This window comes from Streptomyces sp. NPDC001536 (assembly GCF_042894505.1).
GTDB lineage: Bacteria > Actinomycetota > Actinomycetes > Streptomycetales > Streptomycetaceae > Streptomyces.
In genome coordinates this window covers 156,099-171,824 of record NZ_JBIAVQ010000009.1, presented here as the reverse complement: position 1 = coordinate 171,824, position 15,726 = coordinate 156,099, and the positions used below count along the sequence as shown (strand labels likewise).

Below are 15,726 nucleotides of genomic sequence, written 5' to 3'. Positions count from 1 at the left end.
CACCTCAATTGACGGCGTCGAGCTCACCCTCCGCCAGCTCCACGTCGTACACCAGCGGCCCCTCCCCCACGACCACCTGACCCGCGCGCGAGCCGTACGAGGGCGCCGAGGCCGACAGCAGATACGTTCCCGGGGCCGGCACCGACACGATGTACGAGCCGTCCGCCAGGGACACCACCCGGTCCAGCTGGCGGCCACCCCTCGACAGCAGCGTCACCGCCGCCCCCGCGACCGGCTCGCCGTCGGTGTCCCGGACGAAGCCGTGGACGACGGAGGACGGGCCGTCGTCCGCCACGGGAGCCTCCACGACGGCCTCCTCCCTGGGCTCCACCGCCAGATGCGGCAGCCGCCGCTCCAGCCCGTCCGGCAGCCACCAGTTGGACTTGCCGAGCAGATGCATCGCGGCCGGCACCAGCGCCGTACGCAGGATGAACGCGTCCAGGGCGACCGCGGCCGCCAGGCCGATGCCCGCCATCGCGCCCTCCATGTCACCGCTGAGGACGAACGCGGAGAACACACAGATCATGATCAGGGCCGCGCAGTTGATGACCCGGCTGGTCTCCGCCAGGCCCACCCGGACCGCGCGCGCGTTGTCCTTCGTGTGCACCCATTCCTCGTGCATCCGGCTCACCAGGAACACCTGGTAGTCCATCGAGAGGCCGAAGAGCAGGGAGAGCATGATGACCGGCAGGAACGCCGTGATCGGGCCCTCCTTGCCGATGCCGATGAGCTCCGTCCCCCAGCCCCACTGGAAGATCGCCACCAGCACGCCGAAGGACGCGGCGGCCGCGATCAGGTTCATCAGGGCGGCGGTCAGCGGCACCACCAGCGAGCGGAACGCGACGAGCAGCAGCAGGAAGCCCAGCGAGATGATCGCCGCGATGAAGTACGGCAGCCGCTCGCCGGTCACGGACGCGAAGTCCTTGAAGACGGCCGTGACACCGCCGACATGGGCCTCGGCCCCGGACGCGGGGATCACGTCGTCGCGCAACCGGTCGATGAGCTGGTCGGTCTTCTCCGACTGCGGTGAGGTCGTCGGGACGACCTGGATCAGCGTGACACCGTTCGCGGGCGGCACGGCGGCCACCCGCGCCACGCCCTCGGTGGCCTCGATCCGCGAGACCAGCCCCTGGGCGTCGCCTTCGGAGACGACCACCTGGAGCGGGCCGTTGAAGCCGGGCCCGAAGCCCTCGGCGAGCAGGTCGTAGGCCTGCCGGGTCGTCGTCGACTCCTGGTGGTTGCCCTGGTCGGTGGCGCCGAGCCGGATGGAGAGCACGGGCAGCGCCAGGATCACCATGACCACGAGGGCCAGTCCGGCGACCGCGCGGGGGCGCTTTTGGACGTACGAGGACCAGCGCGCCGCGAGTCCGCTCGTGTGCTCCGGCTCCGGTCCCGCCTCGGCCAGCTTGCGCCGCTGGCGGCGGCTGAGGACGCGCATGCCGAGGAAGCCGAGGAGCGCGGGCAGCAGGGTGATCGCGGCCAGCACGCTCAGCACCACGGTCAGCGAGGTCGCGATGACCACGCCGTCCAGGAACCGCATGTTCATCACGAGCATGCCGGCGAGCGCGATGCACACCGTGCCGCCCGCGAACAGCACCGCGCGCCCGGAGGTGTTGAGCGCGACGACCGCCGACTCCTCGGGCTTCATGCCGCGCAGGATGCCGCGGCGGTGCCGGGTCACGATGAACAGGGCGTAGTCGATGCCGACGCCGAGGCCGATCAGCGAGCCGAGCAGCGGGGCGACTTCGGGTACGTCGGTGACATGGCTGAGCAGCGAGGTCGCCATCAGGCCGGTGCCGAGGGCCGCGATGGCGACCACCAGGGGCAGCAGCATCGCGAAGAGCGAGCCGAAGGCCAGGAAGAGCACGATCGCCGCGGCGACGATGCCGACCATCTCGGCGATGCCGGTCGGCGGCTCCTGGGTCCGGGTGATCGCCTGGCCGCCCAACTCGACCTGGAGTCCGTCGCGTTCGGCCGCCTGCGCGGTGTCGACGACGTCCTCGACGAGCTCCTTGGGTACGGCGTTGGCCTGCTCGACGAAGGTGACCTGGGCGTACGCGATCCGCCCGTTCTCACTGATCTGCGCCGCGCCGCCCGCCCCCGCGTAGGGGCTGGTGACCTCGCCGACCCCCTTCATCGCGCCGATCTCCTTCAGCGCGGGCTCGATCCGGGACCGTACGGACTCGTCCCGTACGGAGCCCTCGTCGACCTTCCACACCACCGTGTCGGTGTCGCCCGCACTCTGCGGGAAGGCCTTCTCCATCAGGTCGTACGCGCGCGTGGAGTCCGTGTTCGGGAGCGAGAACGTGTTCGCGTAGTCCGTGCCCGCGGCGGAACCCGCGAAGCCCACACCGAACACCGTCCCCACCCACAGCAACAGGACCACCAGCCGGTGCCGATAGCACCACCGTGCCAATGCCGCCACGATCAACGCTCCCTATTTGTCGGTCGGTTGGTCCCCCAGGTCCTGGGCAACAGCATTGGTGCGGGCACGCGCGCGCGGACACCGGATACGACCGACTCTCAAGGAACTCCAAAGCACCGAACCGGCCCGGCTGTCAGTGGCTCCGCCGATACTGGGGGCATGACGACGGCTCCAGGCACCGTGCTGGTAGTGGAGGACGAGGAGTCCATCGCGGACGTCCTCGCCATCGCGCTGCGCTACCACCGGTTCGAGGTGATGATCGCGGGCACCGTCCGCGAGGCGCTGGCGCTCACCGAGCGCACCCGGCCCGACGTGGCGCTGCTCGACGTCATGCTGCCCGACGGCGACGGACGCGCCCTGGGCCGCCGGCTCCGCGCCGAGCGCCCCGAGATGGCGCTGGTGTTCCTCACCGCGCGCGACTCGCCCGGCGAGATCGTCGGCGCCCTCGGCTTCGGCGACGACTACATCACCAAACCGTTCAACATCGACGAGGTCATCGCCCGGGTCACGGCGGTACTGCGGCGCACCCGCCGGGCCGACGTGCTGCCGCAGCGGCCGCCGCTGACGTACGGCGATCTGGAGCTGGACGAGACGACGTACAGCGTCCACCGCGCGGGACGCACCGTCGAGCTGACCCCCACCGAGTACGCGCTGCTGCGCTTCCTGGTGCGCAACGGCGGGCGGATCGTGCCCAAGGAGCAACTCCTGCGCCACGTCTGGCAGTACGAGCACACTCCGCCCGAGTCGACGATCGTGGAGACCTACATCAGCTATCTGCGGCGCAAGCTGGACGCGCTGGGGCCGCCGGTCATCACGACCCGGCGGGGCGTCGGATACGGGCTCGCATGAGGTTCCCGCGCACCCGCTCGCTGCGCGGCAAGCTCACCGTGGCCAACGTGGTGCTGCTCGCGCTCGGCATCGTCGCGGCGACCGCGGTGAGCGTGATGGGCATGCGGTACTACCTGCTCGACCAGATCGACGGCGAACTCGACCAGACCCGCAAGTCGTTGGGCGGTTCCCAGCTCACCCTGGAGATGATCGAGGGGCTCAGCGACCTGGCGATCGTGCGTGAGCAGTTCATGCGGCAGAGCGTCGAGGACCCGCGGCCGGACGAGCTCCTCACACTCGTCGACGAGCGGGGCGGGACGCTCTCCCTGGCCGGATACACGCCGAGCGACGTCCAGCGGGACTTCGCGACCGCCGTGGGCGATCCGCGCGCGCTGGCCGCCGACTCGGAGCCGCACGACATCCGGGTGCGCGGCGACGCCTACCGGGCGACCGCGACCCGCCTCGCCGACGGCACGTACGTCCTGCTCGCCACCTCCACCGAGGCCGTCCACAGAGGTGTCGGCAAGGCCGTCAAGCTCGATCTCGCCATAGGCACCCTGCTGTTGGCCGTACTGGCGTGTCTGACGATGTTCAGCGTGCGGCGCCGGATGCGGCCGCTGGAGGACATGGTGGAGACCTCCTCGGCGATCGCCGAGGGGGATCTGACCCGGCGGGTGCCGTCCAGCCGGGAGGCCACGCTGGAGGTCGAGCAGCTGCGCGTCGCCCTCAACTCCATGCTCCAGCAGGTGGAGTCGGCGTACCGCACGCGCGAGCGCAGCGCGTCCCAGCTGCGCCGGTTCGTCGCCGACGCCTCGCACGAGCTGCGTACCCCGCTGTCCGCGATACGCGGCTATCTCCAGCTGTACGACAAGGGCATGCTGCGCGAGGAGGCCGAGCGCAAGCGGGCCTGGGCGCGGGTGATGGCGGAAGCGGACCGGATGGGTCGGCTGGTGGACGAGCTGCTCACCCTCGCCCGCCTGGACCAGCAGCCCGAACTGCGGTTCCGCAACGTCGATCTGAGCCGTCTGGTGCGCGACGCGGCCGAGGACCTGCGGGTGCAGCAGCCGGACCGGCCGGTCAGCGTCGGCGCCGAGGGCGCGCTGCTGGTGCGCGCCGACGAGTCGGGGCTGCGGCAGGTGCTGGGCAACCTGGTGGGCAATGTGCGCACCCACACGCCCGCGGACGTGCCGGTGCGGCTGGCGGTGGAGCGGGCGGACGGGGTGGTGCGGCTGTGTGTCGCGGACGAGGGTCCCGGGCTGTGCGAGGAGGACGCGGCGCGGGTCTTCGACCGGTTCTTCCGGGCCGGCGGGGGCGCGGGGAGCGGGCTCGGCATGGCGATCGTGCAGGGGGTCGTCCAGGCGCACGGCGGGCGGGTGGCGGTGCGGACGGCTCCCGGTGAGGGGCTGGCGGTGACGGTCATCCTGCCGTCGCGGGCGTAGTCAGGTGTGCGCCAGCACCAGGGCCCATACGGTCTTGCCGTGCCGCCCCCTGCTCCACACGCCCCACGCGGCGGCGACGTTCTCCACCAGATGCAGCCCGCGGCCGGTCTCCTCCCACTCCCCGACCACCCTGAGCCGCGGCTCCAGCTGTCCTTCGTCGGACACCTCTATGAGGCAGGAGCCGTCGGCGAGCGCGGTCACCGCCACCTCGAACTCGCGCTCCAGCAAAGGCCCGTGGCGTACGACGTTCGTCGCCAGCTCGGACACCAGCAGGACGGCGTCCGCCAGCGCCGGATCGTCGGTCCCGTGCCCCCAGTCGGCCAGATGGTCCCGCACCCGGCGCCGGGCGAGACCGACGGACGCCGGATGCCGGGGCAGCCGGAAGGAGTTGCGTCTCAACACGTTTGCTCCTCACCCCACGCACACCTCCGTCACATGGTGCTGCGTAGGGCTGCTACCCCGCGTCACTCCGGCGAATGTCAATGCCGCGAGATCGCGTCAGATCCAGGTGAGCCGCCAGAGCCGGAAGACACCGGTGCCGTCCGAAAGATACTGGCCACCGCCGACGTCCTCGCTGGTCACGACGTACTCCTTGGCCTGCCAGAGCGGAATGACCGGAACGTCCCGGGCGACGGCGTCCTGAAGCGAGCGGAAGTCCTCGGTGGCCTCGCCGCGGTCCTCGAACCGCTGACTGGCCTTGATCAGATCGTCGACCTGGCCGCTGCTGTACCCGGTGCTCATGGTTCCGTCGGTGCCGACGAGCGGGGCGCCGTAGGTGTCCGGGTCGGGGTAGTCGGCGACCCAGCCGACCGCGTACGCGTCGAGCTTGCCGCCGACCCAGCGCTTCTGGAAGTCGGTCCACTCGTAGCCCTTGACGGTCACCTTGAACAGCCCGCTCGCCTCCAGCTGCCGCTTGAGCTCCTTCGCCTCCTCGGCGGCGGAGGCGCGGCCGATGCCGTAGCCGTAGGTGAAACGGACCGGCAGGCTCACCCCGGCCTCGGTGAGCAGGGCGCGGGCCTTCTGGGCGCTCCGCTGCGGGTAGGCGTCGAAGAACGCCGTGGTGTGGCCGGTGATGCCCGTCGGGATCAGCGAGTACAGCGGGTCGACGGTCCCCTCGTACACCGTGGCCGCCAGCCGCTCACGGTCGATCAGCCAGGCCATCGCCTGGCGGACCCTGGTGTCGCGCAACGGGGAGGAGGAGCGGGTGTTGAGGTAGAGGTTGCGGACCTCGGAGCTGTCGGCCTCGGAGACCCGCATGGTCGGGTCGCTCGGGTTCAGCTCGGCGAGCGTCTTGGGCGGCAGCTGCCGGGTGGCGGCGTCGATCTGCTTCTTCTTCCACGCGCTGTCGAGCGCGTCGGCGTCCTTGTAGTAGCGCAGCTCGATGGGGCGCCCGGCGTCCTTGACCGCGCCCTCGTAGCGCTCGTTGGGCTGGAGTTCCGCCTTCTTGTCCTTCGTATACGCCGTCAGCTCGTACGGTCCGGTGCCGTCCACGCCGTTGTCGGTGCGCAGGCCGTTGGCCGGGTACTTGGTGCGGTCGACGATCGAGCCGGCTCCGGTGGCCACCTTGAACGGGAAGGTGGCGTCCGGGGAGGACAGCCGGAAGGTGACGGTCAGACCGCTCGCGGACACCGACTTGAGGGTGTCCAGCAGGGCCGAGGGACCGACGTCCGACTTGATCTTCTTGACGCGGTCGAAGGAGTACTTCACGTCCTCGCCGGTCATCGCGCGCCCGCTCGGGAAGACGAGCCCCTCCCGCAGCGTGCACCGGTAGGTGCTCAGGTCGCCGCCCTCGAACCCACAGCTCTTCGCCGCGTCGGGCACCGGCTTGGTGCCGCCCGCCTCGAAGGTCAGCAAGGACTGGAAGACGTTGCTGAACAGGGCCCAGGACCCGGCGTCGTAGGCGCCTGCCGGGTCGAGTGACGTGACGACGTCCGACGTGCCCACCTTGATGGTCTTGCCCGAATCCTCCGGCGACGGCATCAGTTGCCAGCCGCCCACTCCGACCGCCGCCAGCACCAGCAGCGTCGCGAGAATCCGTATGCGAACCGATCGCATCGGTGCCTCCCCGGGCCCCCTCGGCCCCAAGCGCAAACGCCGCCTCCCCTGGCGGCGCGGCTCACCTAACCACACGCGTTTCAGGCGGGGGAAGGGGGATCTTGAGAGTTGAGAAAGTCATTGCCGCAAGGTGTTACCGCCCGGTTTCACAGGGCCCTCACAGAGTCCTTCCGCGAGGGTCGCCGGACCTGCTCCTCATGCCTGCTTCGACGCCAGTTCGATCACCGTGATGTCCGACGGGGCACCCACCCGGGTCGGCGGACCCCAGGCGCCGGCGCCGCGGCTGACGTAGAGCTGGGTGTCGCCGTAGCGCTCCAGCCCGGCGACGGTCGGGTTCGCGAGCTCGGCGACGAAGTTGCCGGGCCACAGCTGGCCGCCGTGGGTGTGGCCGGAGAGCTGGAGGTCCACCCCGTGGTCGACGGCGTCGTGGATCTGGACCGGCTGGTGGGCGAGGAGCACGCACGCGCGTGCCCGGTCGCGGTCGCCGAGCGCCTTGGTGAAGTCGGGGCCCTGGCCCTCGCTCTCGCCCGCGATGTCGTTGACGCCGGCGAGGTCGAAGTACGGCAGTTCCGTACGGTCGTTCTCCAGCGGGCGCATACCGAGCCGCCGCACCTCCCGCACCCACTGCTCGGCGCCGGAGAAGTACTCGTGGTTGCCGGTGACGAAGAACGTGCCGTGCTTCGCCCGGAGCCCGGCCAGGGGCGCCGCCGCGGGACCGAGGTCCTTCACGCTGCCGTCCACGAGGTCGCCGACGACCGCGATCAGGTCGGGCTGGGTGGAGTTGATCGTGTCGACGACCGTCTGCGCGAAGCCCCGGCCCAGGACCGGACCGAGGTGGATGTCACTGACCACGGCGATGCGGTAACCGTGCGCCGCGCGCGGCAGCTTGGCCAGCGGCACGGTGACCCGCTTGACCTTCGGACCGCGCAGGACGCCGTAGGTGCCGTACCCGACGGTTCCGACCGCCACGGCGGCCGCGGCACCGGCGGCGACGCGGGAGACGAAGAGACGGCGGGAGGGGAGGGGCGCCCCCGGGGCGGCTGCCGGGTCTGTGTCCGGGGTGGCTTCTGAGCCTGCTTCCGCAGGCTCGGCTTCCCGCGGCTCCTCGGGCGGCGCGCCCGCCGGTACGGATTCCGGCCGCGGTACGGACTCCGGCCGCGGCAGGGCGACCTCGGCGGGCGCCCGTCTACGGTCCCGCCGTTCGAGGAAACGTCTCAGCAGGGGTCGTACGACCTCACCCGCCACCACACCGAGCAGCAGGTAGATCGACAGCGCGAGCCACAGGAAACCGGGCCACGCCAGCACCTGCTGCAACCAGAAGGGCGCGCCGGCGCGCTCGGCCACGAGGGCGCCGACGGCCATCAGCCAGCCGCCGGCGATCAGCGCGGCACCCGCGCGGCGCACCCGGCCCGGGCGTTCGGTGGTGTCGCGGAACAACCGGCGCCACACGTACCAGTTGCCCGTCACCAGGACGCCCAGGGCGAGCAGCGCGAAGACGATGACCACGGAGTCGGATCCCCTCAGTTCTCTGTTATGACGTCGGGCGCAGTGCGCGCACTCCGCGCAACCCGATGACCCCGACGACCGTCCCCAATACGAAGGAGACGACGGCAAGCAGCAGGTGCACCCAGAAGTACGCGGTCGGGTCGCCCGCGTCGTCGAACGCGAGCCCGCTGCCGTCCTTGACGAGATTCTTGACGAAAGTGATCCAGATGATCCAGCTCCACACCCCGAAGGCGAGCAGGAACCAGGAGACGGGGCGGCTGAGCTTCATACGCCCAGTATCTCCGCCCGGTGTCCGGTTCCGCCGCCGGGGTGGGGCGGGCGGCGGGACTTCCCGGCCCGTGGCATGTACGTTTCCGACCGTGTCCGCACCTCAGAAGACCGCCAGGCGCTCCCTGCTGGTCACTTCCGCCGCCCTGACGTCCTTCGCACTGGCCGCCGCGCCCGCCTTCGCGGCCCCCGGTCCGACGCCGTCGACCTCGGCTTCGGCTTCGGCTTCGGCTTCGTCCTCGGCGTCGGCCTCGACCAGTCCGTCGGCAACTCCCCCCGCGAACATGTCGACCGTCGGCGGCGCCCGGCTCGGACAGGCCGGGACGCAGGTCAATCTGGCGAGCGGGGTGCCGGTGCTGCCGAAGGACATCAGCGCGCGGTCGTGGATCGTGGCCGACGCGGAGTCCGGCGACGTGCTGGCCGCGCACAACGCGCACTGGCGGCTGGCCCCGGCGAGCACCCTGAAGATGCTGTTCGCGGACACGCTCCTGCCGAAGTTCCCCAGCACCACCGAGCACAAGGTGGTCCCCTCCGACCTGGCGGGCGTCGGCGCCGGCTCCAGCATGGTCGGGATAAAGGAGGACGAGACCTACACGGTCCACGATCTGTGGCTCGGGGTCTTCCTGCGCTCGGGCAACGACGCGGTGCATGTGCTGTCGGCGATGAACGGCGGCGTGAAGAACACCGTCGCGGAGATGAACGAGCACGCCGAGGAGCTCCAGGCCCTCGACACACACGTGGTCAGCCCGGACGGCTACGACGCCCCGAGGCAGGTGTCGAGCGCGTACGATCTGACGCTGTTCGCCCGCTCCGGGCTCCAGAAGAAGGACTTCCGCGAGTACGCCTCGACCGTCACCGCGAAGTTCCCCGGCGAGACCAAGAAGAACAAGAAGGGCAAGAAGGTCCGCGGGTCCTTCGAGATCCAGAACACCAACCGGCTGCTGTCCGGCGACTCCGACGTCGATGTCTACCCGGGCATCGCAGGCGTGAAGAACGGCAACACCACCAACGCCGGCGCGACCTTCACCGGCGTCGTCGAACAGGGCGGCAAGGTGCTGCTGGTCACGGTCATGAACCCGGAGAAGGACGACCACAACGAGGTCTACAAGGAGACCGCGAAGCTCTTCGACTGGGGCTTCAAGGCCGCGGGCAAGGTCGAGCCGGTGGGCGAACTGGTGCCGCCGAGGGGGGCGCAGACGAGCGCGCAGCCCGGGGCGAACGACAACGGCCAGGCGGGCGGGGCCTCCGCCTCGCCTTCGGCCTCGACTTCGGGCAAGCCGGTGGCGGCCGCCGTCGAGGGGGGCTCGGGCGGTATCGGTGTCGCGCTGGCGATCACCGGCGGTGTGCTGGTGCTGCTGGCGGCCGGCGCGTTCCTGGTCAACCGCCGGTGGCCGCTGCCGGATCTTGTACGTCGTCGGCACTGACGTCCTTGTCCTCGGCCTCCTTGCTCTGCGTCGCCGTCCAGGCGGCGCAGAACAGCACCAGCTTCGATGTGAAGTTGATCCACAGCAGCAGGGCGATGGGGACGCCGAAGGCCCCGTACATGCTCTTCGACGCCACACCCTGCATATAGCCGCTGAGCAGCAGCTTCAGCAGTTCGAACCCGACCGCGCCGATCAGCGCCGCCACCAGCAGCCGGCGGCGCGTCGGCTGGACGCCGGGCAGCAGGGTGAGGACGTAGAGCAGCAGCAGGAAGTCGGCGAGTACGGCGATCAGGAGCGCGGCGATCCTCAGCAGGACCGCGCCCCAGCCCTCCCGGTCGATGCCGAGCTGGTCGCTGATCCAGCCGACCATGGCGGAGCCCACGGTGGACGCGGCGATCGTGACGAGCAGGGCGCCGCCGAGGCCGAGCAGCACGCCCGCGTCCTTGGCCTTGCGCAGGATCGGGTTCTCCTCCTCGTCGGGCAGCTCCCACACCGCGCGCAGGCACTCGCGCATGTTGCCGACCCAGCCGATGCCGGTGAACAGCAGGATGGCGCCGGCGATCAGCCCGATGGTGCCGGCGTTCGCGACCAGGCTCTCGATGTTCAGCTGGTCGGAGATACCCGGCACCTGGTCGGCGATCTTGTCCTGCAACTCCTTCTGCTGCGACGTGCTGAGCGTCGCGGCGGCGACCGCGGCGGCGACCGTCAGCAGCGGGAACAGCGCGACGAAGCTGATGAACGTCATCGCGGCGGCCAGCCTGGTCCACTTCACGCGGTCCAGCCGCTCGTACGACCGCCACGCGTGCGTGGCCATCAGCCGGGTCGCCGCCGGCCCGACCACAGGGAGTTTCTTCAGCCAGTCCATGATCCGACTCTCCCCTCGGCGCGGAACACCCATGTGCGGGTACCCCAAAAGCGCAGGACAGTAGCGAGTGCCATGCCGATTCCGGCCCCGGAGACGGTGTCCGCGGTCTGCGAGGTGAGACCGAGGCCGTAGTGACTGACGGTGAGACAGACGAGCTGGACGAGGGCGCCGGCGGCGTTCACCGCGAGAAAGGCCGCGTATGTCCTCGGGCCCCGCTGTCCGGTGTGCCGATAGGTGCCGAGCGCGTTGCCCGCGTACGCCACCGAGCAGCCGGCGGCGAACGAGAGCGCCTTGGCGGCGAGCGGGTCGAGACCGGCGGGACCGCGCAGGCAGGTGAACAGGGCGAGGTCGACGGCGTAGGCGAGGAGACCGGTGGTGGCGAAGCCGAGGAGTTCCTGGCGGTTCGTCCACGCGCGTGTGCTCACCAACGGGTCACCGCCAGCCCGTACATCGCCAGCCACACCAGGCCGATGACGACGAGGGCGCGGTCGCCCAGGACGACCTCCTCGGGTTCGCCCGCCGTGCCGCGGTCGGCGAAGACGGCGTACCGGAGGACGGCGAGGATGAAGGCGACCACGGACAGCTGACGCCAGGGCAGCGCGCTGCTGTGCGCCCCGCCTTCCTCCAGCGCCCACAGGCAGTACCCGAGGACGGCGACCCCGGCCGCCAACTGCCAGACGAACCGCAGGTATCCGGTGGTGTACTCGGTCAGCAACGCGCGCGTGGCGCCCGCTTTCCCGGCCATCTGCACGGCTTCCGAGTAGCGCTTGGCCGCCACCATGAACAGTGCCCCGAAGCCGGTCGTGATCAGGAACCAGCGTGACAGCGGGATGCCGAGAGCCAGCCCGCCGACCATGGCCCGCATCAGGAACCCGGTCGTGACGAGGACGAGGTCGACGACCAGCACGTGCTTGAGGCTGACGCAGTAGGCCAGTTGCATGCCCAGGTAGGCGGCCAGCAGGGCCGGGACGAGCGGCGGGGTGAGCCAGACGGCCGCGGCGAGCGCGAGGGCGGCGAGGATGCCTCCGACGGCGTACGCGACGGGCACGGGGACCTGTCCGGCGGCGACCGGGCGGTGGCGTTTGACGGGGTGGGCGCGGTCGGCCTCGGCGTCGCGTGCGTCGTTGATCAGATAGACGGCCGCGGCGCAGGCCGTGAACAGGGCGAAGACCAGGGCGAGTCGGGTGAGGGCGTGCGCGGTGAACAGCTGCCCCGCCGCGGCCGGGGCGGCGATGACGAGGATGTTCTTGACCCACTGCTTGGGGCGTGCGGTCCTGACGAGGCCGCCCAGGAGGGATCCCTTGCGGGGTGGTGGGGTACGGCGTGAGGGCGCGCGCTGCTCCAGGAGCGCCGTGTTCTTGGAGTGCGCGCTGTTGGTGAACGGCGCTGTCTCAGTCACGCGCTCCCCCTCTCACCCAGCGCGCTCCTGCGCACGCCGTGAGCGCCCCCAGGGCCGCGCCCGCCGCGACGTCCGAGGGGTAGTGGACGCCGACGACCAGGCGCGAGAGGCACATCGCGGCGGCGAGGGGCGGGACGGCACGCGCCCCCAGCACGCCGAAGGCGACCGCGGCGGCCGTCGCGGAGGTCGCGTGCGAGCTCGGGAAGGAGTGCCGGCCCGCGGTGGTGACGAGGGGTTCGACATGCGCGGGGCGCGGGCGCCGCACCACCCTTTTCACGCCCATGCTGACGGCGTGCGCGCCCACGATGAGCGCTGTTCCGCGCAACCAGGCGCCGCGCCGCGCGCCGTCCACGGCGGCCCCCGCGAGGCCCGCCGCGAGCCACAGCGCCCCGTGTTCCCCGGCCCGGGACAGGGCGCGGGCGGCACCGCCGACGCGCGGGTCGGCACCGCACGCCCGGAGCGCCGAAAGGATTCGGTGGTCCATGCCTTCGAGGACGACGTCGAGGCGGTCGCACTGGTCGCGGTCGTCGAATGGGTCCATGTGGAGTCACTGTTCACGTCAACGCCGCGATAACTCCGGCAATATTGAGCGACATCCCATTAATCACCCATTTCGGGGAGAGGGTGAATGTCCCGGAATGTTTGGGAATCAATCGCCCACTTAAGGGCGATACGGTCACCGGCATGTCTGCCGAGACCGTTTCCGTCACGGGATGGGGCCGCACGGCGCCCACCACGGCCCGTCTGATCCGCCCACGGACCTACGAGGAGGCCGCGGCCGCCGTCCGGGACTGCGGTGCCCGCGGAGGAATCGCCAGGGGCCTGGGACGGGCTTACGGGGACGCCGCGCAGAACGCCGGCGGGGCGGTGCTCGACATGACGGGCCTGGACCGCGTCCACGTGATCGACGCCGCGAACGGCATCGTGCTGTGCGACGCGGGCGTCTCCCTGCACCGGCTGATGAGGGTGCTGCTGCCGCTGGGCTGGTTCGTGCCGGTGACGCCCGGCACGCGCTACGTCACGGTCGGCGGGGCGATCGGCGCCGACATCCACGGCAAGAACCACCACGTCTGCGGCGGCTTCTCGCGGCACGTCCTGTCCTTCGAACTCCTCACCGCCGACGGGCAGGTCCGCACGGTGGGCCGCGGCACTCCCCTGTTCGACGCGACCACCGGCGGCATGGGCCTGACCGGCGTGATCCTGACCGCGACGGTCCAGCTCCAGCCGGTCGAGACGGCGCTGATGTCGGTGGACACCGAGCGGACGCGGGACCTGGACGACCTGATGGCCCGGCTGTCGGACGCCGACCACCAGTACCGCTACTCGGTCGCCTGGATCGACCTGCTCGCGCGCGGTGCGGCGACCGGGCGCGCGGTACTGACCCGCGGCGACCACGCGCCCCTGGATGCGCTGGGCACGCGCGCGCGAAGAGAGCCGCTCGCCTTCCGCACCTCCCGGCTCCCGGCGGTGCCCGCCCACCTCCCGGAGGGCCTGCTCACCCGGACGACCGTGGGCCTGTTCAACGAGCTCTGGTACCGCAAGGCGCCACGCGCGCGTACCGGGCAGCTCCAGAGCATCTCCGCCTTCTTCCACCCCCTGGACGGCGTGCCCCACTGGAACCGCGTCTACGGCCGCGGCGGGTTCGTGCAGTACCAGTTCGTCGTCGGGTACGGCCAGGAGGAGACCCTGCGCCGGATCGTGCGCCGCCTCTCGGAGCGCCGCTGCCCGTCCTTCCTGGCCGTCCTCAAGCGCTTCGGCGACGCCGACCCGGGCTGGCTCTCCTTCCCGGTGCCCGGCTGGACTCTCGCCCTCGACCTCCCCACGGGCCTGCCGGGCCTCGGCGCCCTCCTGGACGAACTGGACGAGGAGGTGGCCACCGCCGGAGGCCGCGTCTACCTCGCCAAGGACTCCCGGCTGCGGCCTGAGCTGCTCGCGGCGATGTATCCGCGCCTCGACGACTTCCGGGCGCTGCGCGCCGAGTTGGACCCGCGCGCGGTGTTCGTCTCGGACCTGTCGCGCCGTCTCTCCCTCTAGGCAAACCCGGCAACCTCAAGGAGCTGCTGTCGTGAAGGACGCCTTCGGCATCCCCCAGTCCCTGCTCGTCCTCGGCGGCACGTCCGAGATCGCGCTGGCCACCGCGCGCCGCCTCGTCGCCCGGCGCTGCCGCACGGTGTGGCTGGCGGGGCGCCCCTCCCCCGCGCTGGAGCAGTCCGCGGCCGATCTGCGCGCGCTGGGGGCCGACGTGCACACCGTCACCTTCGACGCGCTGGACCCCGAGTCCCACGAGACGGTCCTCGGCAAGGTCTTCGCCGAGGGCGACATCGACATGGTGCTGCTCGCCTTCGGGATCCTCGGCGACCAGGCGCACGACGAGCGTGAGCCGGTGAGCGCGGTGCGGGTCGCGCAGACCAACTACACGGGCGCGGTGTCGGCCGCGCTGGTCGCCGCGCGCGCGTTGCAGGCCCAGGGCCACGGCTCCCTGGTGGTCCTCTCCTCGGTCGCCGGCGAACGCGCCCGTCGCTCCAACTTCATCTACGGCTCCAGCAAGGCCGGCCTCGACGCCTTCGCCCAGGGCCTGGGCGACGCGCTGCACGGCACCGGCGTGCACGTCATGGTCGTACGCCCCGGGTTCGTGCGCTCGAAGATGACGGCGGGCCTTCCGGAGGCACCCATGGCGACGACACCGGAGGCGGTGGCGACGGCGATCGAGCTGGGGCTCAGGCGCCGTTCGGAGACGGTGTGGGTGCCGGGGGCGCTGCGCGTGGTGATGTCGGTGCTGCGGCACGTACCGCGGGAGCTGTTCCGAAGGCTGCCGATCTGAGCGGTTCGGGCGAACCCCGGTGCGGCCGGCTTTAGGCCGTCGTTCCTTGTTGCACCGGCGCCGAACCCTGCGGCGGCACCACGGCCCCGCCGAACGCGTACTCGCGCAGCTTGCGCCACACTCCGTCCGAGCCCTGCTCATAGAGCGCGAACCCGGTGCAGGGCCACTCGGCAGCGAAGTCGCCGAGCTCTTCGTAGGCCCGGTCCATCGCCTCGTCCTCGATGCCATGGGCGACGGTCACGTGCGGGTGATACGGGAACTGGAGCTCACGCGCCACGGGCCCGGACGCGTCGCGGACCTGCTTCTGCAGCCAGGTGCAGGCCTCGGCGCCCTCCACGACCTGTACGTACACCACCGGCGACAAGGGCCGGAAGGTCCCCGTGCCGGACAGCTTCATCGGGAACGGCCGGCCCGCCGCGGCGACCTCGGTCAGATGCGTCTCGATGGCCGGGAGCGCGGTGTCGTCGACCTCGGTCGGCGGCAGCAGCGTGACATGCGTGGGGATGCCGTGAGCCGCGGCGTCGCCGAAGCCCGCGCGCAGCTGTTGGAGCAGGCTGCCGTGAGGCTCCGGGACCGCGATCGACACGCCGATCGTTACGGTCCCCACGTCGTCTCCCTGTCTTCCTGTTCGGGTTCGTCCCGGCCGTACGGCTATCGACTGTACGGCCACGGCTGTGTTGTGGGCAGGCGCAACCGT

Annotated in this window: 15 protein-coding genes; 5 read left to right on the top strand and 10 right to left on the bottom strand. The window is 71.2% G+C overall.

The genetic code is table 11. The annotated features are described in order from the left end of the window. Positions 1-4: 4 nt before the first annotated feature. Positions 5-2,416: an MMPL family transporter gene (locus ACFY0U_RS24780; RefSeq protein WP_388639621.1), complete on the bottom strand. Its 2,412-nt coding sequence runs from the start codon at positions 2,414-2,416 to the stop codon at positions 5-7. 168 nt (positions 2,417-2,584) lie between these two features. On the opposite strand from ACFY0U_RS24780, the gene ACFY0U_RS24775 reads away from it, so the two are divergent. Together ACFY0U_RS24775 and ACFY0U_RS24770 are read left to right on the top strand one after the other, a co-directional pair. Continuing rightward, complete coding sequence (locus ACFY0U_RS24775; protein ID WP_388639232.1) at positions 2,585-3,274, top strand: response regulator transcription factor; 690 nt, start codon at positions 2,585-2,587, stop codon at positions 3,272-3,274. Further along, positions 3,271-4,692: a sensor histidine kinase gene (locus ACFY0U_RS24770; protein WP_388639230.1), complete on the top strand. Its 1,422-nt coding sequence runs from the start codon at positions 3,271-3,273 to the stop codon at positions 4,690-4,692. The genes ACFY0U_RS24775 and ACFY0U_RS24770 overlap by 4 nt, the downstream gene beginning before the upstream one ends. Here the strand turns inward: ACFY0U_RS24770 and ACFY0U_RS24765 are convergent, their stop codons facing one another. The 4 genes from ACFY0U_RS24765 to ACFY0U_RS24750 all read right to left on the bottom strand — a co-directional run bounded on the left by ACFY0U_RS24765 (position 4,693) and on the right by ACFY0U_RS24750 (position 8,521). Next, a complete protein-coding gene (locus ACFY0U_RS24765) occupies positions 4,693-5,094 on the bottom strand; it encodes an ATP-binding protein (protein WP_388639228.1) in 402 nt (133 codons plus the stop codon). It abuts the gene before it with no gap. A gap of 96 nt (positions 5,095-5,190) precedes the next feature. Then, positions 5,191-6,747, bottom strand: coding sequence for an ABC transporter substrate-binding protein (locus ACFY0U_RS24760; RefSeq protein WP_388639226.1), 1,557 nt, complete (start codon positions 6,745-6,747; stop codon positions 5,191-5,193). A 195-nt stretch (positions 6,748-6,942) separates the two neighbouring features. Further along, positions 6,943-8,253 (bottom strand): metallophosphoesterase, encoded by a 1,311-nt coding sequence (locus tag ACFY0U_RS24755; RefSeq protein WP_388639224.1) that lies wholly within the window; start codon positions 8,251-8,253, stop codon positions 6,943-6,945. 25 nt (positions 8,254-8,278) lie between these two features. After that, positions 8,279-8,521 (bottom strand): SCO4848 family membrane protein, encoded by a 243-nt coding sequence (locus tag ACFY0U_RS24750; RefSeq protein WP_388639222.1) that lies wholly within the window; start codon positions 8,519-8,521, stop codon positions 8,279-8,281. 91 nt (positions 8,522-8,612) lie between these two features. On the opposite strand from ACFY0U_RS24750, the gene ACFY0U_RS24745 reads away from it, so the two are divergent. Then, a complete protein-coding gene (locus tag ACFY0U_RS24745) occupies positions 8,613-9,944 on the top strand; it encodes a D-alanyl-D-alanine carboxypeptidase family protein (protein ID WP_388639220.1) in 1,332 nt (443 codons plus the stop codon). Here the strand turns inward: ACFY0U_RS24745 and ACFY0U_RS24740 are convergent. Genes ACFY0U_RS24740 through ACFY0U_RS24725 form a run of 4 tightly spaced genes read right to left on the bottom strand, consistent with a single transcriptional unit; the run spans position 9,898 to position 12,749 of the window. After that, positions 9,898-10,809, bottom strand: a complete 912-nt coding sequence (locus ACFY0U_RS24740; RefSeq protein ID WP_388639218.1) for a YihY/virulence factor BrkB family protein — start codon at positions 10,807-10,809, stop codon at positions 9,898-9,900. The genes ACFY0U_RS24745 and ACFY0U_RS24740 overlap by 47 nt on opposite strands. Continuing rightward, positions 10,797-11,234, bottom strand: coding sequence for a GtrA family protein (locus ACFY0U_RS24735; protein WP_388639216.1), 438 nt, complete (start codon positions 11,232-11,234; stop codon positions 10,797-10,799). The genes ACFY0U_RS24740 and ACFY0U_RS24735 overlap by 13 nt, the downstream gene beginning before the upstream one ends. Then, a complete protein-coding gene (locus ACFY0U_RS24730) occupies positions 11,231-12,208 on the bottom strand; it encodes a decaprenyl-phosphate phosphoribosyltransferase (protein ID WP_388639214.1) in 978 nt (325 codons plus the stop codon). Before ACFY0U_RS24730 ends, ACFY0U_RS24735 begins: the two co-directional genes overlap by 4 nt. Further along, positions 12,201-12,749 carry a phosphatase PAP2 family protein gene (locus tag ACFY0U_RS24725; protein WP_388639213.1) on the bottom strand — a complete coding sequence of 183 codons (549 nt, stop codon included), beginning with the start codon at positions 12,747-12,749 and terminating at the stop codon, positions 12,201-12,203. The genes ACFY0U_RS24730 and ACFY0U_RS24725 overlap by 8 nt, the downstream gene beginning before the upstream one ends. A gap of 143 nt (positions 12,750-12,892) precedes the next feature. Here ACFY0U_RS24725 and ACFY0U_RS24720 point away from each other — a divergent pair, with 143 nt between their 5' ends. Continuing rightward, positions 12,893-14,242, top strand: a complete 1,350-nt coding sequence (locus ACFY0U_RS24720) for an FAD-binding protein (protein WP_388639211.1) — start codon at positions 12,893-12,895, stop codon at positions 14,240-14,242. A 31-nt stretch (positions 14,243-14,273) separates the two neighbouring features. Next, positions 14,274-15,029 carry a decaprenylphospho-beta-D-erythro-pentofuranosid-2-ulose 2-reductase gene (locus ACFY0U_RS24715; protein WP_388639209.1) on the top strand — a complete coding sequence of 252 codons (756 nt, stop codon included), beginning with the start codon at positions 14,274-14,276 and terminating at the stop codon, positions 15,027-15,029. Positions 15,030-15,060: 31 nt separating this feature from the next. Here ACFY0U_RS24715 and ACFY0U_RS24710 read toward each other — a convergent pair whose 3' ends face one another. Further along, positions 15,061-15,636 (bottom strand): 2'-5' RNA ligase family protein, encoded by a 576-nt coding sequence (locus ACFY0U_RS24710; RefSeq protein ID WP_388639207.1) that lies wholly within the window; start codon positions 15,634-15,636, stop codon positions 15,061-15,063. Between the last annotated feature and the right edge of the window lie 90 nt (positions 15,637-15,726).

What these genes read in the sequence shown, in the direction of transcription:
- ACFY0U_RS24750 (WP_388639222.1), bottom strand. Translation starts at nt 8,521, where the DNA reads ATGAAGCTCAGCCGCCCCGTCTCCTGGTTCCTGCTCGCCTTCGGGGTG.
- ACFY0U_RS24740 (WP_388639218.1), bottom strand. Translation starts at nt 10,809, where the DNA reads ATGGACTGGCTGAAGAAACTCCCTGTGGTCGGGCCGGCGGCGACCCGG.
- ACFY0U_RS24770 (WP_388639230.1), top strand. Translation starts at nt 3,271, where the DNA reads ATGAGGTTCCCGCGCACCCGCTCGCTGCGCGGCAAGCTCACCGTGGCC.
- ACFY0U_RS24760 (WP_388639226.1), bottom strand. Translation starts at nt 6,747, where the DNA reads ATGCGATCGGTTCGCATACGGATTCTCGCGACGCTGCTGGTGCTGGCG.
- ACFY0U_RS24775 (WP_388639232.1), top strand. Translation starts at nt 2,585, where the DNA reads ATGACGACGGCTCCAGGCACCGTGCTGGTAGTGGAGGACGAGGAGTCC.
- ACFY0U_RS24725 (WP_388639213.1), bottom strand. Translation starts at nt 12,749, where the DNA reads ATGGACCCATTCGACGACCGCGACCAGTGCGACCGCCTCGACGTCGTC.
- ACFY0U_RS24720 (WP_388639211.1), top strand. Translation starts at nt 12,893, where the DNA reads ATGTCTGCCGAGACCGTTTCCGTCACGGGATGGGGCCGCACGGCGCCC.